Origin of the sequence: Mycobacterium sp. VKM Ac-1816D, assembly GCF_000416385.1 — a bacterium.
Classification (GTDB): domain Bacteria; phylum Actinomycetota; class Actinomycetes; order Mycobacteriales; family Mycobacteriaceae; genus Mycobacterium; species Mycobacterium neoaurum_A.
Genome location: NZ_AOHQ01000138.1, coordinates 228,436 through 251,862, shown reverse-complemented (window position 1 = coordinate 251,862; position 23,427 = coordinate 228,436). Strand labels below are relative to the sequence as shown.

Here is a 23,427-nt window from a genome sequence, read left to right as displayed (position 1 = left end):
GGCGCTCACTTGTCGACGAAGGCGACGACGGCGTCGGTGAAGGCGTCATTGTCATCCCCGGCGGCGGTGTGCCCCGCATCGGACAATTCGACGAACTCGGCGGCAGGCACCTGTTTCAGGAAGCTCTGCACGCCCTCGACGGACACCACATCGGACAACTTTCCCCGGATCAGCAGGATCGGCACACGCAGATTCTGGGCCGCTTGCTCCAGCATGTCCACCCTGGTGAACGGGTCGTCACCGGGTTTGGTGAGAAATGCCGGATCCCAGTGCCAGTACCAGCGGCCGTCGCGCAACCGCAGGTTCTTCTTCAAGCCCTCGACGCTGCGCGGCCGTGGCCGGTGCGGAAGGTAGGCGGCCACCGCGTCGGCCGCCTGCTCCAGCGAATCGAACCCGTGTACGTGGTTGAACATGAAATCGCGGATGCGCGCGCTGCCATCCTTTTCGAATCGTGGTACCACATCGACGAGCACCAGCTTGGTCACGACGTCGGGGCCGGCCTCGTGAGCGGCCAGGATGCCGGTCAGCCCGCCCATGCTGGCGCCGATCAGCACGACGGGCCTACCGATCTGCAGCAGCACCTGCTGGACGTCGGCGCTCAGCGTCTCGACGGCGTAGTTGGCGGTGGGGGAGTACTCGCTGTCGCCGTGGCCCCGGCTGTCCATCGCGATCACATGCTTGCCGCGGGAGGCCAGGATCTGGCCGGTGTTCTTCCACGAATGCCGGTTCTGACCGCCCCCGTGCAGCAACAGGATGGTGGGTCCGTCCTGCTCGGACACCTCGGCACGGTTCCACTCGTCGGCCACCAGTGCCAGGCCGTCGACTCCGCGGAAGGTCACGGTGTGCGGTGTGCTGCCGACAGTGCTCACGGGATTCCTCTCGCCGATCCGCGAATCTGTGAGCCACGTTACTGACCGGTCGGTTGACCGCGGCGGCCGGTCTCTAGAATCCCCACCGTGCTGTCCAACGACCCCGGAGGCGCCGAGCGCGGCTCCATCGTCGAGGCGACCTTCGCGTGCCTGGCAGAACCGCACGACGGTCCCATTCCCGTGGCGGCCATCCTGTCCCGCGCCGGGGTGTCCAGCCGCGCCTTCTATCGGCATTTCCAGTCCAAGGACGAGTTGTTCCTGGCGATGCTCGACGATGTCACCGAGCGGCTGGCGGTCCTGCTGGACGCCATCGCCGCTGGAGCGGGCATCGCGCCGCTGGACCGGCTGCGGGCCTGGCTCGACCAGATGTTCACCCTGGCGATGGATTCGGACCTGCACCGCTACCTGGCCGTACTCGACTGCGACGAGATGCGCTCGGCGAAGGGGTACCGCGAGGCGCGCGAACGATCCCGTTCGCGAAGGGAATCGTCGTTGAGCGACATCCTGGCCGCCGGACTGGCCGACGGATCGTTCCCGCTGGCCGAGCCGGAATCCGATGCCATCGCGATCGCGGCGCTGGTCAGCCGGGAGCTCACCTCGACCAGGATCTTCGATGCCGAGCAGGTCCCGGTGGCGCGGGCGCGTGTCGAGGGTTTCGCGCTACGCGCGCTCGGTGTGTCGGGATACGTTTCCGGTGGTGATGGGCCGTGACGGGGGTGCGGGGCGGCGAGCACGCCAGTTGTGACTGTGAAAATCCTTATGTACGTTCTTCCGCATCCATAGCGACGACTGTGGTCATATCGTGTTCGGACCGGCCGGTACCTGCCGGCCCCGCGGACAGCGGGCACCGTCGAAGGGATTTCATGGCCATGCGGAGGTTGTGCGGCGTGGAGGCAACCCGCTGATGGCTGCGCAAGACGCCATCCCGAACGTCGTCGCCAAACCCGTTCGTTCCTTCGGCGGATTCTTCTCGATGACGCTGGACGTGTTCACCCTGATGTTCCGTCCGCCGTTCGCCTGGCGCGAGTACATTCTCCAGTCCTGGTTCGTCGCGCGAGTTTCGTTGCTGCCGACGCTGATGCTGACCGTTCCCTACACGGTCTTGCTCACCTTCACCTTCAACATCCTGCTGACCGAATTCGGCGCCGCCGACTTCTCCGGGACCGGCGCGGCCCTGGGCACCGTCACCCAGATCGGGCCCATCGTCACCGTTTTGGTCATCGCCGGGGCCGGTGCGACCGCCATGTGCGCCGATCTCGGAGCGCGCACCATCCGCGAGGAACTCGACGCCCTACGCGTGATGGGTGTGAATCCGATTCAGGCGTTGGTCATCCCGCGTGTGCTGGCCGCCACGACGGTATCGCTGGCACTGTCGGCGACAGTGGTGCTGGTCGGTCTGACCGGCGCATACCTGTTCTGTGTGTATGTCCAGCACGTGTCACCGGGCGCCTTCGTGGCGGGCCTGACCCTGATCACCGGTCCGTCGGATGTGTTGGTCGCGTTGGTGAAGGCCGCGCTGTTCGGTCTCACGGCCGGTCTGATCGCCTGCTACAAGGGTATTTCGGTCGGCGGTGGCCCGGCGGGCGTCGGTAACGCCGTGAACGAGACGGTGGTGTTCACGTTCATGGCGCTGTTCGCCATCAACGTGGTCGCGACCGCGGTCGGTGTGAAGGCGACGATGTGACGACCACGGTGGGCCTGCGGGTCAAGCGAAGCGTCAACAGCGTCGTCGATTCCTGGAATCAGGTCGGCGAGCAAACCCAGTTCTTCGGTCGCACGCTGGTCTCCATCGGTGACGTCTTCATCCGGTACCCGAAGGAACTCGTCCGCCTCATCGCGCAGATGGGCCTGGGGACCGGTGCATTGGCCATCATCGGCGGCACCGTGGCGATCGTCGGCTTCCTGACCGTGAGTACCGGTGCGCTGGTCGCCGTCCAGGGCTACAACCAGTTCTCCGAGATCGGCGTCGAGGCGCTGACCGGGTTCGCGTCGGCCTTCTTCAACGTCCGCCTCATCGCGCCGGCCACCACGGCGATCGCCTTGTCGGCCACCATCGGTGCCGGTGCCACCGCACAACTGGGCGCCATGCGCATCAACGAAGAGATCGATGCGTTGGAGGTCATCGGCATCCGCAGCATCGCCTACCTGGCGTCCAGTCGCGTCATCGCCGGTGTGATCGTGGTGATTCCGCTGTACTGCGTCGGCGTGTTGATGTCGTTCTACGCGGCCAAGCTCGGCACCACGGTGATCTACGGTCAGTCCAGCGGCGTCTACGACCACTACTTCGACACCTTCCTCAACCCGATCGACCTCATCTGGTCCTTCGTCCAGTCGATCGCCATGGCCATCGTGATCATGCTGGTGCACACCTACTACGGTTTCACCGCCAGCGGCGGGCCCGCCGGCGTGGGTGAGGCGGTCGGTCGGGCGGTGCGCACCTCGCTGGTGATCTCCGCGTTCGTCGTCGTGATGATCTCCCTTGCGGTGTACGGGCAATCCGGCAACTTCAACCTGGCGGGTTAGCCATGGCAGCCACGAAACGTAACTCAGGGATCGCGCCGGGCTGGTGGACGCTGCTGCTGGTGGTGTTCGTCATCGCCGCCATCTGGTTGTCCTTCTCGCTGTTCACCGGAAGCCTGCGCAGCACCGTTCCGGTGACGCTGACCTCGGATCGCTCGGGTCTGGTCATGGAGACCAATGCCAAGGTCAAGCTGCGCGGTGTCCAGGTGGGCAAGGTCGCCGCCATCAGCGGCGGCGACACCGAGAGCGCGTCGCCGGTGAAGCTGCGCCTCGATATCGATCCCGACCAGATCCGGTTCATCCCGTCGAATGTCGAGGCCAGGATCCGGTCCACCACGATCTTCGGCGCCAAATTCGTCGACCTGGTGTACCCGGCCAATCCGAAATCCGAACGGTTGAGCGCCGGCCAGGTACTGGTGTCGCAGAACGTCACCACCGAGGTCAACACCGTTTTCGAGAACCTCGTCGGCGTGCTCGACCAGGTGGACACCGCCAAACTGAACAGTGCGCTGGCGGCGCTGGCCGAGGGTGTGCGGGGCCGTGGCGAGGTCATCGGCCGGGCCACCACCGACGCCAACCAGGTGCTCATCGCGCTCAACGACCGCAGTGACACCATCCGGGCCGACTGGCAGGCGCTGCAGGGCTTCAGCGCCGCCTACGGTGATGCCGCACAAGACATTCTGGCCACCCTGGATGCCGCGAGTACCACCGCGGTCACCATCAGCGAGAACTCCCGGCAGCTCGATGCCCTGCTGTTGGCCACCACCGGGTTGTCCAACACCGGAATCGAACTGCTGGCACCGAATCAGCAGAATCTGATCAAGGCGATCAACACCCTGCAGCCGACAACGGACCTGCTGTTCAAGTACAGCCCGTCCTACACCTGCCTGCTGACCGGCGCGAAGTACCTGCTCGACCACGGCGGCTACGACGCCACCGGTGGTAACGGAAAGTCGTTCATCCTGGATACCGCGCTGATGCTCGGCGATGATCCCTACTCCTATCCGCGCCATCTCCCGATCGTCGGCGCCAAGGGCGGACCCGGCGGCAAGCCGGGATGCGGCTCGCTGCCCAACGTCGACCAGAACTGGCCGGTGCGACAGCTGGTCACCAACACCGGCTTCGGCAGCGGTCTGGACTGGCGGCCCAACCCGGGCATCTCCTTCCCGTTCTACGGAAACTGGTTGCCCGTCACCCGCGCGGTTCCCGAACCGCCCAGCATCCGGAACACCTTCGGCGGCCCGGCAATCGGACCGATCCCGTACCCGGGCGCGCCGGCCTACGGCGCACAGCTCTACGCCCCCGACGGCACGCCTTTGTGGCCGGGGCTGCCGCCCGCCCCGCCGCCGGGCGCTCCGCGCGACCCCGGTCCCCGGCCGGGCTCGGAACCGTTCATCGTGACCAACCCCGGCGTTCAGCCGACGCCGTTGCCCCCGCAACCGTTACCGGTACCGGCCGCACCCGGCCCGCCGTCCTGAAAGCCCTACCCGCACCAGAGGAGACGTAGTCAGTCATGAAAGACAACTTGGGAGGCGCCATCTGGCGGCTCACCATCTTCCTGGCAGTGTGTCTGCTGGGTGTCTTCGGGCTGTTCGCGATCTTCTCGCAGCTGCGCTTCGGGGAGACCGAACAGGGTTACAAGGCCGAGTTCACCAATGTCAGCGGCATGGAGCCCGGTGACTTCGTCCGCATCGCCGGTGTCGAGGTCGGCAAGGTCGGCGATATGCAGATCCGCGACGACGGCACCGTGCTGGTCAACTTCAGCGCCGACTCGTCGGTGGTGATGACCAAGGGCACCCGCGCCGTCATCCGCTACGACGACCTGATCGGCGGGCGTTACCTCGGTCTGCAGGAGGGCGCGGGCGATACCGAGCGACTGCAACCCGGTTCGACCATTCCGCTGGCCCGCACCGCACCCGCGCTGGATCTCGACGCGCTCATCGGCGGTTTCCGGCCGCTGTTCAAAGCCCTTCAGCCCGATCAGATCAACGCGTTGTCGGGCACGCTGATCAGCGCGTTGCAGGGGCAGGGCGCCACCATCGGTTCGTTTCTCAATCAGACCGCCGCGTTGACCAACACGCTGGCCGACCGCGATCAACTGATCGGAGAGGTCATCGTCAACCTCAACACCGTGATGGGTTCGCTGGGCGACCAGAACGAGCAGTTCGCCAAGGGGGTCGACGGACTGAGCCAGCTGGTCGACGGGCTCGCGGAGCGCCGCACCGATATCGCCAACGGTGTCGCCTATGTCAGCGCCGCGGCGGGCAGCATCGCCGACCTGCTCGAGCAGGCCCGGCCGCCATTGGCCAAGACCATCACCGAAACCGACCGGGCGGCGGGAATCGTCGTGGCCGACGCGGACTACTTCGACAACCTGATCAACACCCTGCCCGACGCCTATCAGGCCCTGGCACGCCAGGGCATCTACGGCGACTTCTTCAGCTTCTACCTCTGCGATATCGTGCTCAAGCTCAACGGTAAGGGTGGTCAGCCGGTCTATGTGAAGGCGGCGGGGCAGAGCACCGGGAGGTGCACGCCGCGATGAAATCGTTCGCAGAGCGCAACCAATTGGTGGTCGGCGCAATCGGTTTGACGGTGCTGGCCGCCATCATCCTGGGTGCCCTGAACTACGACAAGCTGCCCTTCCTCAATGGTGGCCGCAGCTATTCGGCATATTTCGCCGAGGCCGGCGGAATCCGCGAGGGCGCCACCGTGCAGGTCTCCGGTATGCGGGTGGGGCAGGTCTCGGGTGTCGAACTGCAGGGCCAGCAGGTGCTGGTCACGTTCAAGATCGACAACGATGTGCGCATCGGTGATCGCAGCGAGGCCGCGGTCAAGACCAAGAGCCTGCTCGGCACGAAATACCTTGAGGTGACACCGCGCGGGGACGGACGGCAGGACGGCACCATCCCGATGGACCGCACCACCCCGGCCTATCAATTGCCCGACGCCCTTGGCGATCTGGCCTCGACCATCAGCGGTCTGAACACCGACCAGCTCTCCGACTCGCTGCGCGTGCTCTCGGAGACCTTCGCCGACACCCCACCGGAGTTGCGCGTCGCCATCGCCGGTGTGTCCCGGTTCTCCGAGACGCTCAACGAGCGTGATGCCGAACTGCGCAGCCTGTTGGGCAATGCCAACAAGGCCACGACCGTGCTCGCCGAGCGCAGTGCGCAGATCGTCACGTTGGTCCGCAGCAGCAACGCGTTGCTCGCCGAACTGCGCACCCAGACGGCCGCCCTGGATGCCATCTCGGGCAACATCTCGGCGCTGAGCCGCCAACTGCAGGGCTTCATCGCCGAGAACGACGAAACCATGAAGCCGGCGCTGGAAAAGCTCAACGGGGTGCTGACCATCCTGGACAACCGCAAGCAACGGCTGCAGCGCTCGCTGAAGCTGATCGGGGACTACGCGATGTCCCTCGGTGAATCCGTCTCGGGCGGACCGTTCTTCAAGTCCTACGTGGCCAACCTGCTGCCCGGCCAGTTCGTGCAGCCGTTCATCGACGCCGCATTCTCCGACCTGGGCCTTGACCCCAATGTCCTGCTGCCCTCGGAGCGCACCGACCCGCAGGTCGGCCAGCCCGGCACCCCGGCCATGCCGAATCCGTACCCCCGCACCGGACAGGGTGGTGAACCGCGCCTGACCCTGCCCGATGCCATCACCGGCAACCCGGGCGATCGGGGTTGTGGCCCACCGGGAATCCCGCTGCCCGGACCCACCGGTTGCTATCCGTACCGCGAGCCGCTGCCGGCACCGCCGCCCGGCGGCCCGCCACCGGGTCCGCCCGCGATCGCCCCGCCGGGCATCGCCTCCACCCCGACCCCGCCGGGGCCGGTGCTCGTACCCGCACCCGGCGAGCCCGTCACGCACGGGTCCGGCGCACTACCGGGAGCAGGCCAGTGACGTCATCTTCGGCTCCGTCCCGGCACAACGCCGTGCGCATCACACTGGCGCTTGCCCTGGTCGCGATCCTCGGCGCCGGTGTGTACCTCGTGGTGCGCACCGCCGAGACGCTCCACCGCGTCAACGTGGTCGCCTACTTCGACAGCAGCAACGGCATCTTCGTCGGTGACGACGTGGTCATCCTCGGCGTCCCGGTCGGCCGGATCGAGAAGATCGAGCCGGAACCGGAGCGGGTCAAGATCTCGTTCTGGTACGACGGCAGCCACAAGGTGCCCGAGAACGTCAACGCGGCCATCCTCTCGCCGATGCTGGTGACCTCACGTGCCATCCAGCTGACCCCGACCTACTCCGAGGGGCCGGTCCTGCAGGACAACGCCGTCATCGGCCAGGACCGCACCGTGGTCCCCGTCGAATACGACGATGTCCGTGAGCAATTGCACCGCATCACCGAGACACTGCAGCCCACCGAACCCGGCGGCGTCAGCGAGCTGGGGGCGTTCATCAACACCGCGGCGGACAACCTGCGCGGTCAGGGCGCCGATATCCGCGCCACCCTGGTCAAGCTGTCCCAGGCGATCTCGGCGGTCGGCGATCACAGCACCGACGTGTTCGCCACGGTGAAGAACCTGTCGATCCTGGTCTCGGCGCTGCAGGACAGCACTGATGTGATGCGCTCGCTCAACCAGAACCTGGCTTCGGTGACCGGCACGCTGGCCGACAATCCCACCGAGGTGGGCAATGCGGTCCAGGACCTGTCCGAGACCGTCGGCCTGGTGCAGAATTTCGTGGCCGACAACCGCGAAACGCTGGGCACCACATCGGACAAGCTCGCCGGGGTCACCACGGCGCTGAACGAGAGCCTCGGCGATCTCAAACAGTTCCTGCACGTCGCACCGACCAGCTTCCAGAACTACATCAACATCTACCAACCGGCTCAGGGCGCGGTGTCCAGCGTCCCGGTGATCAACAACTTCGCCAATCCGATCAGCTTCCTGTGCGGCGCGGTGCAGGCCGCGTCGCGGCTCAACGCCGAGCAGTCCTCCAAGCTCTGCGTGCAGTACCTGGCGCCGATCGTGAAGAACCGGCAGTACAACTTCCTGCCGATCGGCCAGAACCTCGGTGTCACCGCCTCGGCACGGCCCAATGAGCTGACCTGGAGCGAGGATTGGCTGCGACCGGATTACATCCCGCCCGCCGGTCCGCCGCCACCGCCCGCGCCGGTGGATCCGAACAGTCCGGCGGCGCCGGTGCCCGGCCCGCCGCTGGCTGCCGAACTGGCGCAGCCGACCAACCCGGCCGCCGGGCTGCCCGGACTGATGGTGCCGACAGGACCCGGCTCATGAGGACACGGATACTCGGTTCGCTGCTGATCGTCGCGGCGGCCGCCACCGGATGCCAGTGGAAGGGCCTGAATTCGGTGGCCCTACCCGGTGTGGAGGGACGCGGGCCCGGCTCGTACACCATCCAGGCCCAGATGCCCGATATCGACCACCTCTCCCCGAACTCACGGGTGCGGGTCGGGGATGTGACCGTCGGCAATGTGACCGGTATCGAACGACAGGGTTGGCACGCGCTGGTCACCATGAGCCTCAACGGTGACGTGGTGCTGCCCGCCAACGCGACCGCCACGCTCGGCCAGACCAGCCTGCTCGGATCGCAGCACATCGAGCTCGCGGCCCCATCCGACGCGCAGGGCCGGCTGCAGGCCGGCGCGGTGATCCCGCTGGCGTCCAGTGGTGCCTACCCGACCACCGAGCAGACGCTGGCGGCAATCTCGTTGCTGCTCAACGGCGGTGGGCTCGGCAACGTCCAGGACATCACCGCGGCGTTCAGTCAGGCGTTCACCGGCCGCGAGGCCGACCTGCGCAGCCTGATCGAGCAGCTGGACAGATTCATCGCCTACAACAACGACCAGAAGGGCGATATCATCGCCGCCGCCGAGAGCCTGAACTCGCTGGTCGGTCAGGTCGCCGAGCAGAAGCCGGTGGTGGACAAGGCGTTGCAGACCCTGCCCCAGGCCGTCGAGGTGCTCAAGGATCAACGCGAGATCCTCGCCGAGGCGCTGGTGCAGCTCGGCCGGTTCAGCGCGCTGGCCGCCGACTCGACCAACCAGACCCGCGATGCGCTCGTCGCCGAGCTGAAAGCCCTTGGGCCCACGCTGGAATCGCTGGCCAATGCCGGTCCCGCGTTGACCAGGGGACTGAGCTTCCTCACCACCTACCCGTTCCCGAAGGAAACGATCACCAACTGGATGCGCGGCGACTACGCCAACCTCACCCTGGTGGTCGACCTGACCCTGAGCCGGATGGACCAGGGCCTGTTCACGGGGACCCGGTGGGAGGGCGATCTCACCGAGTTGGAGATGCAATGGGGTCGCACGATCGGGCAGCTGCCCAGCCCGTACACCGCGGTGAATCCCCTTGTGGCGCCGTACCGATGGGATCAGGGGCGATGACATGGTGCTGACCAGGAGGATCCTGATTCAGGTGGCGGTCTTCATCGCCATCTCCATCGTCGCCATCGGCATCATGGCGTTCAGCTACATGCGGCTGCCCAACCTGCTGTTCGGCGCCGGGCACTACCGCGTCACCCTTGAGCTGCCCGAGACCGGCGGCCTCTACGAGCGCAGCAATGTCACCTACCGCGGTTCGCAGGTGGGCCGTGTCGAGAAGGTGGGACTGACCGAGCGCGGCACCGTCGAGGCGGTGCTGTCCCTGGAGTCCGGCGTGGCCATCCCGGCGGACCTGGACGCGGCGGTGCACAGTCAGACCGCCGTCGGCGAACTGTTCGTCGAACTGCTGCCGCGCACCTCCGATGGGCCGGACCTGCGCGACGGGGATGTCATCCCGCTGGACCGCACCACGGTGCCGATGGACGTCAACACGCTGCTCGATGCCACCAACCGTGGGTTGCAGGCGATCCCTGGCGACAACCTGCGCACCGCCGTCGACGAGGCGTACCTGGCCGTCGGCGGGTTGGGACCGGACCTCAACCGTCTGGTGAAGGGTTCCACCGCGCTGGCCATCGACGCCCGCGCCAACCTGGACCCGCTGACCGCACTGATCGATCAGTCCAAGCCCGTGCTGGACAGCCAGACCGACACCGCGGGCTCGATCAGGGCGTGGGCGTCCAACCTGGCGACCGTCACCGCCGAGCTGCGCGATCACGACGGCGCGGTGCGGTCGATCCTGCAGGAAGGTCCGGGCGCGGCCGAGGAGGTGCGTGCCCTGCTCGACCGGTTGCAGCCGACGCTGCCGATCGTGCTGGCCAACCTGGTCAACATCAACGAGGTGGCCATCGCCTACCAGCCCGCGCTGGAGCAGCTGCTGGTGCTGTTGCCGCAGGGCACCGCGACCACCCAGGCCACCGGTACCGCCAACCGCAACACCAAGCAGGACTACAAGGGTGCGTACCTGAACTTCAACCTGAACCTGAACCTGCCTCCGGCGTGCACCACCGGCTTCCTGCCTGCTCAGCAGCAGCGGGTCGCGGCACTGGAGGACTATCCCGACCGACCGGCCGGCGATCTCTACTGCCGCATCCCGCAGGATTCGCCGAACAACGTTCGTGGTGCCCGCAACCTGCCGTGTATCACCGTCCCGGGCAAGCGGGCGCCCACGGTGGCCATGTGCGAGAGTGACGAGACCTACGTCCCGCTCAACGACGGCAACAACTGGAAGGGTGACCCGAACGCCACCCTGTCCGGTCAGGCCGTTCCCCAACTGCGTCCGGGCCAGCAACCGGCGGAAACGGTGCCGGCCCCGGCACCGGAACCGCCCGCCGTCGCGGCCGCCGAATATGATCCGGCGAGCGGCACGTACGTTGGACCGGACGGCAAGGTGTACACCCAGTCCAATCTGGGCAGCACCGCGAATGAGGAGCAAACATGGCAGACGATGCTGCTACCCCCACCGGGGCGGTGAGCGAGTCCGCAGCAGAGACCGCAGCGAAAGCCGAGGACACCGAGTCGGCCGAGGGTGTCCAGGAGGCTGCGGTATCGGAGGAGCCCGAGAGCTCGCAGGATCCCGAGGGGGTTGAAGACTTCGACGCGGCGGAGAAGGCCGCGACGGCCGACAGCGGATCACATCTGCGGTTGGCCACCATCCTCGGACTCGTCGTGGTGCTCGCCCTTGCCGGGCTGGTCGGCTGGCTGGGATTCCGGACCTACGAGTCCCAGAAGCTCGAAGCCAAGCGTGAGCTGTTCCTCCAGGTCGGCAGGCAGGGTGCGATCAACCTGACCACCATCGACTGGGAACATGCCGAGGGCGATGTCCAGCGCATTCTCGATTCGGCGACCGGGTCTTTCTACGATGATTTCGAACAGCGTGCCGCGCCGTTCGTCGACGTCGTCAAGCAGGCACAGTCGAAATCGGTGGGTTCGGTCACCGAGGCCGGACTGGAGTCCGACACCGACACGGAGGCCCGTGTGCTGGTCGCGGTGACCGTGCAGACCTCCAACGCCGGTGCCGCCGAACAACAACCCCGACTGTGGCGGATGCGTGTCACCGTGCAGGACGTCGGCGATGATCAGGTGAAGGTGTCCAACGTGGAGTTCGTGCCGTGACCGAGAACAAGCCCGAATCCGACACTCCGGACGTGGAGTCCACCGCGGTCGAGCTCGACGACGCCGTCGCGTCGACAGCGAGCCCGGAGGGCACCGAAAGCGTCGAGAGCACCGAAGCCGCTGATGAATCCACCGGCGCATCCGCCGCGCAGGGGACCCGGTGGGGCCGCGTGCTCGCCTACGGCATCCTGCCCGGTCTGGCGCTGATCCTCGGCCTGGTCGCCGGATTCCTGAAGTGGCAGGACAACTCGGTGCGCGACGGTGATCTCGCCCGCATCGAATCGGTCCAGGTGGCCAAGGACAGCACCGTGGCGCTGCTGTCGTATCAGCCCGACACCGTCGAGCAGCAACTGACCGATGCCCGCTCCCTGTTGACCGGAGATTTCGCCAACGCCTACACCGACCTGACCACCGACGTGGTCATTCCCGGTGCCAAGGAGAAGCAGATCTCGGCGGTGGCGACGGTTCCCGCGGCCGCCTCGGTGTCGGCGGATCCGAACAAGGCGGTGGTGATCGTCTTCGTCAACCAGACCGTCGTGGTCGGCGGTGACGCCCCGACCGATACCGCCTCCAGCGTGCGGGTGACCATGGAGAAGCACGGCGACCGCTGGCTCATCTCCGGTTTCGATCCGGTCTAGCGCGTGACGGCGGGGCCCCTGGAGATCGTCACCGACGATGTCACGCTGCGCGCGCTGACCTGGGGTGACTGGACCGACGCGGCGGCACCGGTGGCGGTATGTCTGCACGGTTTCCCCGATACCGCCCACGGCTGGCGCGAGGTGGCGCCGCGGCTGGCCGAAGCGGGCTGGCGGGTGGCGGCGCCGTTCATGCGCGGATACGCACCGTCGTCGCTCTCGGCGCTGGACAGTTATCACGTCGGCGCGTTGATGGATGACGCGCTGCGGGTACTCGACGCCGCCGGACCGACCGGTCGCGATGTCATCATCGGGCACGACTGGGGTGCGATGGCGGCCACTGGGTTGGCGGCCATGCCGGACAGTCCGTTCGTGAAGGCCGCCATCATGTCGGTACCGCCCTCGGCGGCATTCCGGTCGCGCGCTGGTCTCGCCGATGCCGGCCGGCTGATGGCACGCCTGCCCCGCCAGCTGCGCCGCAGCTGGTACATCCTGTTCTTCCAATTACCGTGGCTGCCCGAGCGAGTCGCCGAGCGGGTGGTCCCGCGACTGTGGCGCGACTGGTCTCCGGGATATGACGGTGCCGAGGATGTCGACCGGGTCCTGCGCGCCATCGGTGCGCCGGCCAACTGGCGGGCGGCGCTGGGCTACTACCGGGCGATGGTGCGCAACTCGCGGCCGCCGGCCCGCTACGCCGAATTGCAGCGGTACTGGTTGCAGGCGCCGGTGTTGCCGACGTTGTATCTGCATGGCAGCGATGACGGTTGTGCCTCAGCCGATTACACCGAGTGGGTGCGTCGGGTGCTGCCACCGGGAAGCTCCGCGCAGGTCGTCGGCGGCGGCGGGCATTTCCTGCAGCTCGATCAGTCCGAGGCCACCGCGCACCACATCTTGGAGTTCATCGGAAGTGGCCACCGATAGGTTGACCGCGGTCGACGCCCAGATGTTCTGGATGTCGGCCACGATTCCCAACGACACCTTCCTGCTCTATGCCTTCGACGGTGTGCCCGACGATCTCGACGCGGCCATCGCCGAGCTGATCGTCGCTGCGCGTACCTCGGTCGATCTCACGCGCCGTGTGCACGACGAGTCCCGGCTGCATTACCCGGAGTGGGTGCCCGCCACGGTGGGTCGAGAGTGCATCGTCACCCATCTGGCCGACGGCTGGGCGGACTGCCTGTCGGTCGTGGTGGCGCTGGTCGACGATCAGCTCGATGCGCGGGTGATGCCTTGGCGGATACACCTTTTCGTCGGCATCGCCGGCGTTCCCGGTATCGCCGGGCCGGCAACCGTTGCGGTACTGCAGATCACCCATGCCCTCGGCGGGGGCGGGCGGACCTGTGCTCCGGCCGCGGTGATGTTCGGCAGGCGCGCCGTCGTGGAGCCGATCCGACCCAGGTACGGTCACCCGGCGCTGTTGGTGTGGCGCAGCATCGAGGCGGCAGGGGCGCACCGGGAGTTGGTGCGCGACAGCGAGATGGGCCGCGTGCCTGGTCCAGCTCCGACGCGACCGCCGTTGCGCACCAACGCCAGTCCGGCAGGCCTGCGCAGCATGCGCACGCTGGTGTTCGACCGGGCCGAGCTCGCAGGGGCGACAGTGACGGTCGCCGCGTTGTCGGCCATCTCGGCGGCGCTGGCCGCCCATTTGTCCACACTGGGAGAGGACACGTCGACGCTGGGAGCGGAGGTCACGATGGCCAAACCGGGCCCGCGCCGTGCCTACAACCATTTCGGCACCGTCGGCGTCGGCCTGCATCCGGATCTGACTGTGCTCCAACGCCGTGCGGCGATTGCCGGCGAACTTGCCGACCGCCGCGCCCGCGCCGCGCACCCGGCGATGCGCGCCTCCGATCGCGCCTTCGCGGCCACCCCGGCGCCCCTGCTGCGGTGGGGGGTGAGCAAGTTCGATCCGTCGGTGCGGGCGCCGGCGGTGACCGGCAACACCGTGGTCTCCAGTGTCAAATGTGGCCCGGCGGACTTCGCCTTCGGTGGGAGGCCGGTGCGGATGGCGGCGGCGTTCCCCGGGTTGTCGCCGATGGTCGGATTGACCCACTGTGTGACCGGCGTCGGTGACACCATCGCGATCAGTGTGTTCGCCGCCGAGTCGGCGGTCGGCGACGTCGACGAATACCTGGAGCGGTTGGGCTCCGCTTTCTCCTAGATTTGTGGAGTCGCACCCGCCCTGATGACGGCTGCGGCTCCTCAGATCACCGCGGTGGCGGTGAGCTCGATCAGCTGTGCGGGGTGGATGAACCCGGCCGCACCGATCCAGGTGCTGGCGGGCCGGTGTTCCCCGACCCAATCACGCAGCATGGGAAGACATCCCGACAGTGCGGTCAGGTCACGGGCATAGATGGTCCAGGCCACCAGCCGGGTCCGGTCGGTGCCCGCGGCGACGAGCGAGCGATCGAGCACGTCGAGCACGAAACGTAGTTGCTCGGCGAGATCCGGACCGACCACGTCGAATTCGGGTGTCAGCGGTGCGATACCGGACACGTAGACCGTCCCACCGGCGGTGACGGTCTGCGAGATACCGAGTTCGGCAAACGACTGGGGGCTCAGATAACCGATCTCCGGTGCCGACCGGACGATATCGGTCATCGCGCGCCCGGCGATATGCTGCGCCCGGTCGCGCACATCAGTGTTCTCAGCGGACAACTCGGGCGGGTCGGATACTGGAATTGCAGGTCCATTCTCATCGGCCCGCTCGTGGACTCATGCGTCCGAACACTACGCGTTTCACCGCTCGTAGAGCATCGATCACCGGCTTCGATGCCGCCGCGGTCCGCAATGTGTACGGGGGATGGGCAGCGACCTGACAGATGGCCTAGATTCCGTCAGGTGGCTGATGCTCCTCACGATGTTGCGCTGTTGGTCCTGCGGCTCGTCCTCGGCCTGACCATGGCCGCCCACGGGTACAACAAGTTCTTCGGCGGCGGCCGGATCCCTGGTACCGCCGGCTGGTTCGACAGCATCGGCATGAAGCCGGGCCTGTTCCATGCCCGGGTTGCCGCCAGCACCGAGATCGCCGCAGGCCTCGGCGTGGCGCTGGGCCTGCTGACCCCCATCCCGGCGGCCGGGTTCGTCGCGCTGATGCTCGTCGCCGCGTGGACCGTGCACCGCCACAACGGCTTCTTCATCGTCAAGGAGGGTTGGGAGTACAACCTGGTGCTCGCGGTCGCCGCGGTGGCCATCGCCGGTACCGGACCCGGCCGCTACAGCCTCGATCACCTGCTGTTCCCAGATATCGGTTGGCTGTCGGGCTGGGCTGGCCTGGCCATCGCGGCCGGGCTCGGGTTGGCAGGTGGCATCGGCCAATTGGTCCTCTTCTTCCGACCCCCGAGCACCACCTCTCGGTGATTTCGGTGAGGATGCGGGCGCTCACCGCACGTATCCTCACCGAATTCACGAGGGGGTCAGCGCAGCAGCCGCAACCGCTGCTGCGCCAGCCCGACGGTGATCCGCTGACCCCAGGACAGGGTCAGCGCGTCGGATTCCACCCCGTCACCGAAGGCGACCAACCGATCGGATTCGACACGCAGGGTCATTGCCGCACCCGCCAACTCACCCTCGACCAGTGTCGTCCCCGTCGCGCGTGACGGCCATGCCTCGCGGACGAACCACGCCAGCCGCGCGTCTTCCGGATCGGGCAGCCGGACACTGCGCGCCTGTTGCTGCCAGATCGAACGGCACCACCCGGTGGAGCCCGTCCCGGTCGAGACGATCACCCCCGAGGACGCCTGCTGCTCGACCCGGCCGTCGGGCAACCCCAGGGTGTAGCGGGCCGTCTGGTGGCCGGCGTGCCCGACGAAGATTTCGTTGAGCGCGGTCAACTGCTGACCGTCATCGGTGCGGGCGGCAACCATGGCCCGGAACTCGGCGTCGGCGTCGGGGTGCACAGCCGCCCGCAGCAGGCCGGCCACCGCCGCGGGCTGGTGGCCCACCAACACCCCCGCGTTGCGGCCGGGATCGGGGTTGATGCCGATAACAGGTTGTCCGAGCAGATATTTCGCGACGTTGGCGACCAGCCCGTCCTGCCCGACGATGATCACGACGTCCTCGGGCTCGAACAGGAACCTGGACAGGTCCGCGCGCTCGACCCGGCCGCGGCGCCACTCCACGGGCAGCGCGGCGCTGACCGTGGTCAAGGCCTCCTGTACCAGGCGGTGCCGCTGCTCCAGCTCGGCAATGTCCTGCCCGCGGCTACTCAGGAAGTAGGCCGCCTGACCGTGCGTGCCATGCCGGGCCAGCGCGTCATCGAGTTCGGTGCGGCGGTGCACGATGACCGCCCGCGGTGGCAATGTCATGGCTCGACTCCTGCTCGTTCCGGTCCTCGCTCGTGCCTCGCTGCGATCCTCGCTCGCTTGCGTCTCGCGGTGCTCATGACGTCGCCCCCAGCCGTGCCAGCACCGGCGCCAGCAGATCTGGTGTCAACACCAGGTGCTCCACCTTCGGCAGGTTCGCCGCCAACTCCTTGACCGCCAATCCGATCAGCGTTGCCTCGTCCAGATCGCGATAGGCAGCCAACCGGGCGGCCTCGGCATCGGCTTCGGCCGCGCCGACCAACCGCGCGGCCTGCGCCTGCGCCTCGGCCAACGCGACCTCGCGTCGCGCCTTGGCCTCGGTGGCGATGGCATCGGCTGCCCAGGACTCCTGGGTCTTGAGCCGGTCGTTGGCGCCGTTCTGAGCCACCAATTCCTCTTCGCGACGGGCCAGTTCGATCTTGGTCTGCAACTCGTTCTCACCGATGGCGCGCTCGCGTTCCACGGCCAGCGCGCGGCGCTCGAAGGTTGCCTTGTCGGCGTCCTGCTGCACCTTCTCGCGGGTCGGCGTCTGCAGTGCACGCTCGACCTCCGGTTCGGGCCGGATGGCCACCACCCGCACGCCGATCACGGCGATACCGGTTTCGGCCAGGCGCGGATCGGCGGTGAGCCCGCCGCTCATCCGCTCCCGGACCGCGGTGATCCCGTCTACCAGTGCATCGGTCAGCGCCGTGCGCGCCAACAGATCCAGCGCGTGCTGCTGCGCCGATTCGGTCAACAGGCCGGCCACCTGCTCCAGCGGCGCCGCCCGCCACGCTCCGGTGTCGACGTCGATCGCGAAATCGATACGGGCGGCCGCCAATGCGGGATCGACGATGCGGTAGGTGACCGTCGCCTGCACGGTGACGTCCTGGAAATCGACGGTACGGGCGTGGAAGAACAACGGCAGTTCGCGGTCGTCGAGCGGAATCTCCGACAGCGCCGCGGTGAGCGGACGGAACCAGAACGCCAGCCCGGCCCCGTCGTGGCTGACCTTCCCGGACCGCAGAGCGCGGATGTGTGTGGTCGGTGCCACCCGCAGGTGACGGATCAGTGGGTATCGGGTGATTACGGCCATCGGGCCACCTCCTGGTTGATTATCGTCATTTCGACGATAAGCCTGTCCGTGGCTTTACGTCAAGATGACGATTAAGCTGCTGGGGTGTCCTACGACTCGGGTGACCATCCGGCGGTCGCCGTCGCCGTCGATCTGGTGACGCTGACCATCCGATCCGACGAGTTGTGCGCGCTGATGGTGCGCCGCGGCGTGGAGCCGTTCCGTGACCGCTGGGCGTTGCCCGGCGGCTTCGTGCGCCCCGACGAGGATCTCGATGCCGCCGCCGGACGCGAGCTGGCCGAGGAAACCGGCCTGACGACCGACCGCCTGCACCTCGAGCAGCTCGGTAGTTACGGTGCGCCGCAACGTGACCCGCGGATGCGGGTGGTTTCCGTCGCCTACCTCGGGTTGGCGCCCGATCTTCCGCTGCCCATCCCCGGCGGCGATGCCGACGGCGCGCAATGGCTACCGGTGGCCGCTCTCGCCGGTCTGGCGTTCGACCATGATCGGATCCTGGCCGACGGGGTCGAACGCGCAAGGGCCAAGCTGGAATACACCCCGCTGGCCACGACGTTCTGTCCGGCCGAATTCACCGTGGCCGAACTGCGTCGCGTGTATGAGATCGTCTGGGGGACAACCTTGGACAGTCGCAACTTCCATCGCAAGGTGACCGGGGCCGACGGATTCCTGGTGCCCACGGGTCGCACCACCGGACGCGATGGCGGCAGGCCTGCCCAGCTGTACCGGCGGGGAGACCTGCAGCTGTTGCACCCGCCGATGATGCGCGCCGGGTGAGATCGCGGAAGTGCTGGCGGTCGCACTAGAACACGTTCTAATCTGACCGGCATGGGATTCCTGAAGCAGAACACTCCGGTGATCGACTTCGAGGAGTGGAGCAAGGGCACCCGCGCCGAACGGATCGTCCCGATGGCGCGGCACTGGGCCGAGGTCGGCTTCGGCACGCCGGTGGCCCTGCATCTCTTCTACGTCGTGAAGATCCTCGCCTACATCCTGGTGGCCTGGGTGCTGGTGTTGTCCACCACCGATGGCCTCGGCGGGTTCACCGACGTCACGGCCTGGTACGCCGAGCCGATCCTGTACCAGAAGGTCGTCTTCTACACGATGCTCTTCGAGGTCATCGGCCTCGGCTGCGGATTCGGGCCGCTGAACAACCGATTCTTCCCGCCGATGGGATCGATCCTGTACTGGTTGCGACCCGGCACCATTCGCCTGCCACCGTGGCCCAACCGGATCCCGCTGACCCGAGGGGACGGCCGCACCGTGCTGGACGTGGTGCTCTACGCGGCGCTGCTGGTGATGCTCGTCGTCGCCCTCTTCTCACAAGGGACCGGACCCATCCCGGAACTGGGCACCGACGTCGGGGTGCTGCCGGTCTGGCAGACCGCGACGATCCTCGGCCTGCTGGCGCTGGCCGGGCTGCGCGACAAGGTGATCTTCCTGGCCGCCCGCGGTGAGGTGTACGGATCGCTGGCGTTCTGCTTCCTGTTCAGCGGCGCCGACATCATCATCGCCGCGAAGCTGGTGTGCCTGGTCATCTGGTTGGGCGCGGCCACATCGAAGCTCAACAAACACTTCCCGTTTGTCATCTCCACCATGATGAGCAACAACCCGATCTTCCGGTCGCCGGCGATCAAACGAAAGTTCTTCGAGCACTTCCCCGACGACCTGCGGCCCGGCTGGCGATCCCGATTCATCGGACACTTCTCGACCGCCGTCGAGGGGCTGGTGCCGTTGGTGCTGTTCTTCAGCCACGGGGGTGTGGCCGGCGCGGTTGCCGCGGCGGTCATGCTCATCTTCCATTTCGGCATCCTGAGCTCCATCCCGATGGGTGTGCCGCTGGAGTGGAACGTCTTCATGATGTTCAGCGTGCTGACGCTGTTCGTCGGCCAGGCGCCGATCGGGCTCGGCGACCTTAACGGCCCGTGGCCGCTGGTGCTGTTCGCGGTCGTCGCCGGCACCGTCGTGCTGGGAAATCTGTTCCCGCGCAAGGTGTCCTTCCTGCCCGGCATGCGGTACTACGCCGGGAACTGGGACACCTCGCTGTGGTGCATCAAACCCTCGGCCGACGCGAAGATCGCAGCGGGCATCGTCGCGATCGCCAGCATGCCTGCCGCCCAGCTGGAGAAGTTCTACGGCAGCAAGGAGGCCGCGCAGATCCCGATGTACATGGGGTATGCGTTCCGCTCGTTCAACACCCATGGTCGCGCCCTGTTCACCCTGGCCCACCGGGCGATGGCCGGGCACAACGAGGACGACTACACGCTGACCGACGGCGAGCGGATCGTGTCCACCGCCATCGGTTGGAACTTCGGTGACGGCCACATGAGCAACGAACAGTTGGTGGCGGCCCTGCAGTCGCGCTGCCACTTCGAGCCCGGCGAGGTGCGGATCGTGATGCTCGACGCGCAACCCATCCACCGCCAAACCCAGCAGTACCGGCTGGTCGACGCCGCGACCGGAGAGTTCGAGCGCGGCCACGTCAAGGTCGCCGACATGGTGACCCGCCAGCCGTGGGACGACACGGTGCCGGTGCACGACGTGGTCAGCTCATCGACCCTGCGTCAGGGGCGGGAAAGTGCGGATGGCTGAGGCCCTGACCGCAGAGACAACGGGAAGAACTCAACCCATGACATCGCGGACCTTGACGGTCTCCATGCCCTTCAGCAGTAGTTCGCGGGCGGTGTCGAGATGTTTGCGCCAGTGCGCCTCGGCGGCCCCGCCGTCACCCGAGCGCATCAACGTCATCAACCGCTTGTAGGACCGCATCAGGATCTCGAAGTCCGACTTGGAAAGCGGTCGGTTCTCCTTCATGGCGAAGGCGGTGTGCCGCACCGTGATCTCGTGCAGCATCCCGGCCATGATCGTCAGCGTCGCGTTGCCCGACAACTCCACCATGCGCTGGTGGAAGTCGCCCGTCGTCTCCGCCATGCGGCCCGTCTCGCGCCCGGACGGGACATACTCGGTGATCATCGTGTCGAGTTCGTCGAAGGCCGCCGTGTTCCCCGACTCAGTGAGCAGGCGCACCGCCATCGGCTCGATACCGGCGCGAGCGGTCATCACATCGGCGATGGTGGCCCCGGACAGCTCCAGGAGAAGACCCACCGGGCGGGCGACGATCTCGGGGCCGGGCACGCGGACCCGGGCGCCGGTGCGTGAACCGCGGCGCACCTCGACGAGCCGCTCGGACTCCAGCACCCGCACCGCCTCGCGCAACGTGGGGCGGCTGACCCCGAAATGCGCCATCAGTTCGGCCTCGTTGGGCAGGAAGTCGCCCTCCTTGAGCTGGCCGTCGACCACCATGCGCCGCAGGGTGCCCGCGACCAGCTCGGCGGTCTTCGGGCTCCGGATGGGCGCACCGGCTACCGAGGGGACGGCATCGCGGCCGATCATCGGTGAAAGCGGGGTGCTGCCTGCCACGGTGGGCTCCTCTGGGCTAACGTGCGTCTAGGTGTTCAACTCAGTAAACCATGTCGGGGCACGCGCGGACGGTATCCGAGTTCACCGGTCGTCTACCAACCAGTAGGTTGACCTAGTAAACCTTCTGCTCTACCTTCACCTATATATAGCGCCTACAACCTTCGAAGGAGAAGTTCATGGCTGAAGCGGTCATTGTCGAAGCGGTGCGGTCACCAGTCGGGAAGCGCAACGGCGCCCTGTCCGGTGTGCACGCCGCCGATCTGTCGGCACAGGTGCTCAACGGCCTGGTCGAGCGCGCCGGTGTCGACCCTGCCCTGGTCGACGATGTCATCTGGGGCTGCGTCATGCAGGCCGGCGAGCAGGCCCTCGACATCGCGCGCACCGCGGTGCTTTCCGCAGGCTGGCCCGAGACCGTTCCCGGGGTGACCGTGGACCGCCAGTGCGGTTCCAGCCAGCAGTCGCTGCACTTCGCCGTCGCCGGTGTGATCGCCGGACATTACGACGTCGTGGTCGCCGGTGGCGTCGAGTCGATGTCGCGCACGCCGATGGGTTCCTCGCTGGCCAACGGCGGGCACCCCTACCCCGATGCGTTCCGGGCGCGCTACGAGCAGACCCCCAACCAGGGTGTCGGCGCCGAGATGATCGCCGACCAGTGGGGCTTCTCGCGCACCCAGCTCGACGAGTTCTCGCTGCGCTCGCATGAAAAGGCTGCTGCCGCACAGGATTCCGGTGCATTCAAGGACCAGATCGTCGGCATCAAGACCAAGGACGCCGACGGTAACGACACCGTCGTGCTCGAAGACGGCGGCATCCGCCGCGGCGGCACCGTCGAGTCGATGGCCAAGATCAAGCCGGCCTTCCGCGAGGACGGCGTGATCCACGCCGGTAACTCCAGCCAGATCTCCGACGGCTCGGCCGCACTGCTGGTGATGTCGGCAGAGAAGGCCAAGGATCTCGGTCTCAAGCCGCTGGCCAAGGTGCACACCGCGGTGCTGGCCGGCGCGGACCCGGTCATCATGCTGACCGCGCCCATCCCGGCCACCCAGAAGGCGCTGGCCAAGTCGGGTCTGAGTGTCGATCAGATCGGTGCGTTCGAGGTCAACGAGGCGTTCGCTCCGGTTCCCATGGCGTGGCTGAAGGATATCGGCGCCGACGAGAACAAACTCAACCCCAATGGCGGCGCCATCGCGCTGGGCCACCCGCTCGGCGGTTCCGGCGCCCGCATCCTGACCACCCTGCTCTATCACATGCGGGACAACAACATTCAGTACGGCCTGCAGACCATGTGTGAGGGTGGCGGCCAGGCCAACGCGACCATCCTGGAGCTGTTGTGAGCGACGAGCAGCCGGGCAGTGCCCCCGGGGCGCTTACAGAACGTCGGGGCAATGTCCTGATCATCACGATCAACCGGCCCGACGCCCGCAATGCGGTCAACGCGTCGGTGTCGACCGCCGTCGGCGATGCCCTGCAGGCAGCCCAGGACGACCCGGACGTACGGGTCATCGTGCTGACCGGCTCGGGGGACAAGTCCTTCTGTGCCGGAGCTGATCTCAAGGCGATCTCGCGCGGGGAGAACCTGTTCCACCCGGAGCATCCGGAGTGGGGCTTCGCCGGCTACGTGCGGCACTTCGTCGACAAGCCGACGATCGCCGCGGTCAACGGCACCGCCCTCGGTGGCGGCACCGAGCTGGCCTTGGCCAGTGATTTGGTGGTTGCCGAGGAGCGCGCGAAATTCGGTCTGCCCGAAGTGAAGCGCGGTCTGATCGCCGGGGCGGGCGGGGTGTTCCGCATCGTGGCGCAACTACCGCAGAAGCTGGCACTTGAGCTTGTGTTCACCGGTGAGCCGCTGTCGTCGGCCGACGCGCTCAAATGGGGTCTGATCAACAAGGTCGTCCCCGACGGCACCGTCGTCGACGCGGCACTGGAACTTGCCGAACGCATCGCGGTCAACGCGCCGTTGGCGGTTCGGGCCAGCAAGCGGGTGTCCTACGGAGCCATCGACGGCGTCGTCGCCGCCGACGAGCCGTTCTGGAAGCAGACGTTCGGCGAGTTCGCGACGCTGCTCAAGACCGAGGACGCCATGGAGGGACCGTTGGCATTCGCGCAGAAGCGCGAGCCCGTCTGGAAGGCGAAGTAA

At 67.1% G+C, this 23,427-nt stretch carries 23 protein-coding genes; 18 read left to right on the top strand and 5 right to left on the bottom strand.

Features of this window, described 5'->3' with window-relative positions; translation table 11 throughout:
* Positions 1-5: 5 nt before the first annotated feature.
* Complete coding sequence (locus tag G154_RS18010; protein ID WP_019511860.1) at positions 6-869, bottom strand: alpha/beta fold hydrolase; 864 nt, start codon at positions 867-869, stop codon at positions 6-8.
* A gap of 87 nt (positions 870-956) precedes the next feature.
* Between G154_RS18010 and G154_RS18005 the strand changes: the two genes are divergently transcribed.
* The 13 genes from G154_RS18005 (at position 957) to G154_RS17945 (ending at position 14,655) form a co-directional block, all read left to right on the top strand.
* Positions 957-1,580 carry a TetR/AcrR family transcriptional regulator gene (locus tag G154_RS18005; RefSeq protein ID WP_019511861.1) on the top strand — a complete coding sequence of 208 codons (624 nt, stop codon included), beginning with the start codon at positions 957-959 and terminating at the stop codon, positions 1,578-1,580.
* A gap of 193 nt (positions 1,581-1,773) precedes the next feature.
* Complete coding sequence (locus tag G154_RS18000; protein ID WP_023986154.1) at positions 1,774-2,553, top strand: ABC transporter permease; 780 nt, start codon at positions 1,774-1,776, stop codon at positions 2,551-2,553.
* Positions 2,550-3,392 (top strand): ABC transporter permease, encoded by an 843-nt coding sequence (locus G154_RS17995; protein WP_019511863.1) that lies wholly within the window; start codon positions 2,550-2,552, stop codon positions 3,390-3,392. The genes G154_RS18000 and G154_RS17995 overlap by 4 nt, the downstream gene beginning before the upstream one ends.
* A gap of 2 nt (positions 3,393-3,394) precedes the next feature.
* Positions 3,395-4,867, top strand: coding sequence for an MCE family protein (locus G154_RS17990; protein WP_019511864.1), 1,473 nt, complete (start codon positions 3,395-3,397; stop codon positions 4,865-4,867).
* A gap of 35 nt (positions 4,868-4,902) precedes the next feature.
* Complete coding sequence (locus G154_RS17985; RefSeq protein WP_019511865.1) at positions 4,903-5,934, top strand: virulence factor Mce family protein; 1,032 nt, start codon at positions 4,903-4,905, stop codon at positions 5,932-5,934.
* Positions 5,931-7,295 carry an MCE family protein gene (locus tag G154_RS17980; RefSeq protein ID WP_023986153.1) on the top strand — a complete coding sequence of 455 codons (1,365 nt, stop codon included), beginning with the start codon at positions 5,931-5,933 and terminating at the stop codon, positions 7,293-7,295. Before G154_RS17985 ends, G154_RS17980 begins: the two co-directional genes overlap by 4 nt.
* Positions 7,292-8,638 (top strand): MCE family protein, encoded by a 1,347-nt coding sequence (locus G154_RS17975; protein WP_234713099.1) that lies wholly within the window; start codon positions 7,292-7,294, stop codon positions 8,636-8,638. The genes G154_RS17980 and G154_RS17975 overlap by 4 nt, the downstream gene beginning before the upstream one ends.
* Positions 8,635-9,750: an MCE family protein gene (locus tag G154_RS17970; protein ID WP_019511868.1), complete on the top strand. Its 1,116-nt coding sequence runs from the start codon at positions 8,635-8,637 to the stop codon at positions 9,748-9,750. Before G154_RS17975 ends, G154_RS17970 begins: the two co-directional genes overlap by 4 nt.
* A gap of 1 nt (position 9,751) precedes the next feature.
* Positions 9,752-11,218, top strand: coding sequence for an MCE family protein (locus G154_RS17965; RefSeq protein WP_019511869.1), 1,467 nt, complete (start codon positions 9,752-9,754; stop codon positions 11,216-11,218).
* The gene (locus tag G154_RS17960; RefSeq protein ID WP_023986152.1) at positions 11,182-11,859 is read left to right on the top strand and encodes a hypothetical protein; all 678 of its coding nucleotides are present in this window, start codon (positions 11,182-11,184) and stop codon (positions 11,857-11,859) included. The genes G154_RS17965 and G154_RS17960 overlap by 37 nt, the downstream gene beginning before the upstream one ends.
* Complete coding sequence (locus G154_RS17955) at positions 11,856-12,497, top strand: hypothetical protein (RefSeq protein ID WP_019511872.1); 642 nt, start codon at positions 11,856-11,858, stop codon at positions 12,495-12,497. The genes G154_RS17960 and G154_RS17955 overlap by 4 nt, the downstream gene beginning before the upstream one ends.
* A gap of 3 nt (positions 12,498-12,500) precedes the next feature.
* Positions 12,501-13,415 (top strand): alpha/beta fold hydrolase, encoded by a 915-nt coding sequence (locus tag G154_RS17950; protein WP_019511873.1) that lies wholly within the window; start codon positions 12,501-12,503, stop codon positions 13,413-13,415.
* Complete coding sequence (locus G154_RS17945) at positions 13,402-14,655, top strand: WS/DGAT domain-containing protein (protein ID WP_019511874.1); 1,254 nt, start codon at positions 13,402-13,404, stop codon at positions 14,653-14,655. The genes G154_RS17950 and G154_RS17945 overlap by 14 nt, the downstream gene beginning before the upstream one ends.
* A 41-nt stretch (positions 14,656-14,696) precedes the next feature.
* Here G154_RS17945 and G154_RS17940 read toward each other — a convergent pair whose 3' ends face one another.
* Complete coding sequence (locus tag G154_RS17940) at positions 14,697-15,095, bottom strand: RidA family protein (RefSeq protein ID WP_131808017.1); 399 nt, start codon at positions 15,093-15,095, stop codon at positions 14,697-14,699.
* A 240-nt stretch (positions 15,096-15,335) separates the two neighbouring features.
* Here G154_RS17940 and G154_RS17935 point away from each other — a divergent pair, with 240 nt between their 5' ends.
* A complete protein-coding gene (locus G154_RS17935; RefSeq protein ID WP_023986151.1) occupies positions 15,336-15,854 on the top strand; it encodes a DoxX family protein in 519 nt (172 codons plus the stop codon).
* A 56-nt stretch (positions 15,855-15,910) separates the two neighbouring features.
* Here G154_RS17935 and G154_RS17930 read toward each other — a convergent pair whose 3' ends face one another.
* A complete protein-coding gene (locus tag G154_RS17930; RefSeq protein ID WP_019511877.1) occupies positions 15,911-16,801 on the bottom strand; it encodes an NAD(+)/NADH kinase in 891 nt (296 codons plus the stop codon).
* A 73-nt stretch (positions 16,802-16,874) separates the two neighbouring features.
* Positions 16,875-17,873 (bottom strand): SPFH domain-containing protein, encoded by a 999-nt coding sequence (locus G154_RS17925; protein WP_019511878.1) that lies wholly within the window; start codon positions 17,871-17,873, stop codon positions 16,875-16,877.
* An 84-nt stretch (positions 17,874-17,957) separates the two neighbouring features.
* Between G154_RS17925 and G154_RS17920 the strand changes: the two genes are divergently transcribed.
* Positions 17,958-18,647 carry an NUDIX domain-containing protein gene (locus G154_RS17920; protein ID WP_023986150.1) on the top strand — a complete coding sequence of 230 codons (690 nt, stop codon included), beginning with the start codon at positions 17,958-17,960 and terminating at the stop codon, positions 18,645-18,647.
* Positions 18,648-18,698: 51 nt separating this feature from the next.
* Positions 18,699-20,462, top strand: a complete 1,764-nt coding sequence (locus G154_RS17915; protein ID WP_019510878.1) for a DUF3556 domain-containing protein — start codon at positions 18,699-18,701, stop codon at positions 20,460-20,462.
* A 30-nt stretch (positions 20,463-20,492) separates the two neighbouring features.
* Here G154_RS17915 and G154_RS17910 read toward each other — a convergent pair whose 3' ends face one another.
* A complete protein-coding gene (locus G154_RS17910; RefSeq protein WP_019510877.1) occupies positions 20,493-21,290 on the bottom strand; it encodes a FadR/GntR family transcriptional regulator in 798 nt (265 codons plus the stop codon).
* 176 nt (positions 21,291-21,466) lie between these two features.
* On the opposite strand from G154_RS17910, the gene G154_RS17905 reads away from it, so the two are divergent.
* A complete protein-coding gene (locus G154_RS17905; RefSeq protein WP_019510876.1) occupies positions 21,467-22,624 on the top strand; it encodes a thiolase family protein in 1,158 nt (385 codons plus the stop codon).
* The gene (locus G154_RS17900) at positions 22,621-23,427 is read left to right on the top strand and encodes a crotonase/enoyl-CoA hydratase family protein (protein ID WP_019510875.1); all 807 of its coding nucleotides are present in this window, start codon (positions 22,621-22,623) and stop codon (positions 23,425-23,427) included. The genes G154_RS17905 and G154_RS17900 overlap by 4 nt, the downstream gene beginning before the upstream one ends.

Coding starts and splice junctions, on each gene's coding strand:
- G154_RS17980 (WP_023986153.1), top strand. CDS start 5,931: ATGAAATCGTTCGCAGAGCGCAACCAATTGGTGGTCGGCGCAATCGGT.
- G154_RS17930 (WP_019511877.1), bottom strand. CDS start 16,801: ATGACATTGCCACCGCGGGCGGTCATCGTGCACCGCCGCACCGAACTC.
- G154_RS17990 (WP_019511864.1), top strand. CDS start 3,395: ATGGCAGCCACGAAACGTAACTCAGGGATCGCGCCGGGCTGGTGGACG.
- G154_RS17965 (WP_019511869.1), top strand. CDS start 9,752: ATGGTGCTGACCAGGAGGATCCTGATTCAGGTGGCGGTCTTCATCGCC.
- G154_RS17970 (WP_019511868.1), top strand. CDS start 8,635: ATGAGGACACGGATACTCGGTTCGCTGCTGATCGTCGCGGCGGCCGCC.
- G154_RS18000 (WP_023986154.1), top strand. CDS start 1,774: ATGGCTGCGCAAGACGCCATCCCGAACGTCGTCGCCAAACCCGTTCGT.
- G154_RS17905 (WP_019510876.1), top strand. CDS start 21,467: ATGGCTGAAGCGGTCATTGTCGAAGCGGTGCGGTCACCAGTCGGGAAG.
- G154_RS17940 (WP_131808017.1), bottom strand. CDS start 15,095: ATGACCGATATCGTCCGGTCGGCACCGGAGATCGGTTATCTGAGCCCC.
- G154_RS17925 (WP_019511878.1), bottom strand. CDS start 17,873: ATGGCCGTAATCACCCGATACCCACTGATCCGTCACCTGCGGGTGGCA.
- G154_RS17985 (WP_019511865.1), top strand. CDS start 4,903: ATGAAAGACAACTTGGGAGGCGCCATCTGGCGGCTCACCATCTTCCTG.
- G154_RS17960 (WP_023986152.1), top strand. CDS start 11,182: ATGGCAGACGATGCTGCTACCCCCACCGGGGCGGTGAGCGAGTCCGCA.
- G154_RS17915 (WP_019510878.1), top strand. CDS start 18,699: ATGGGATTCCTGAAGCAGAACACTCCGGTGATCGACTTCGAGGAGTGG.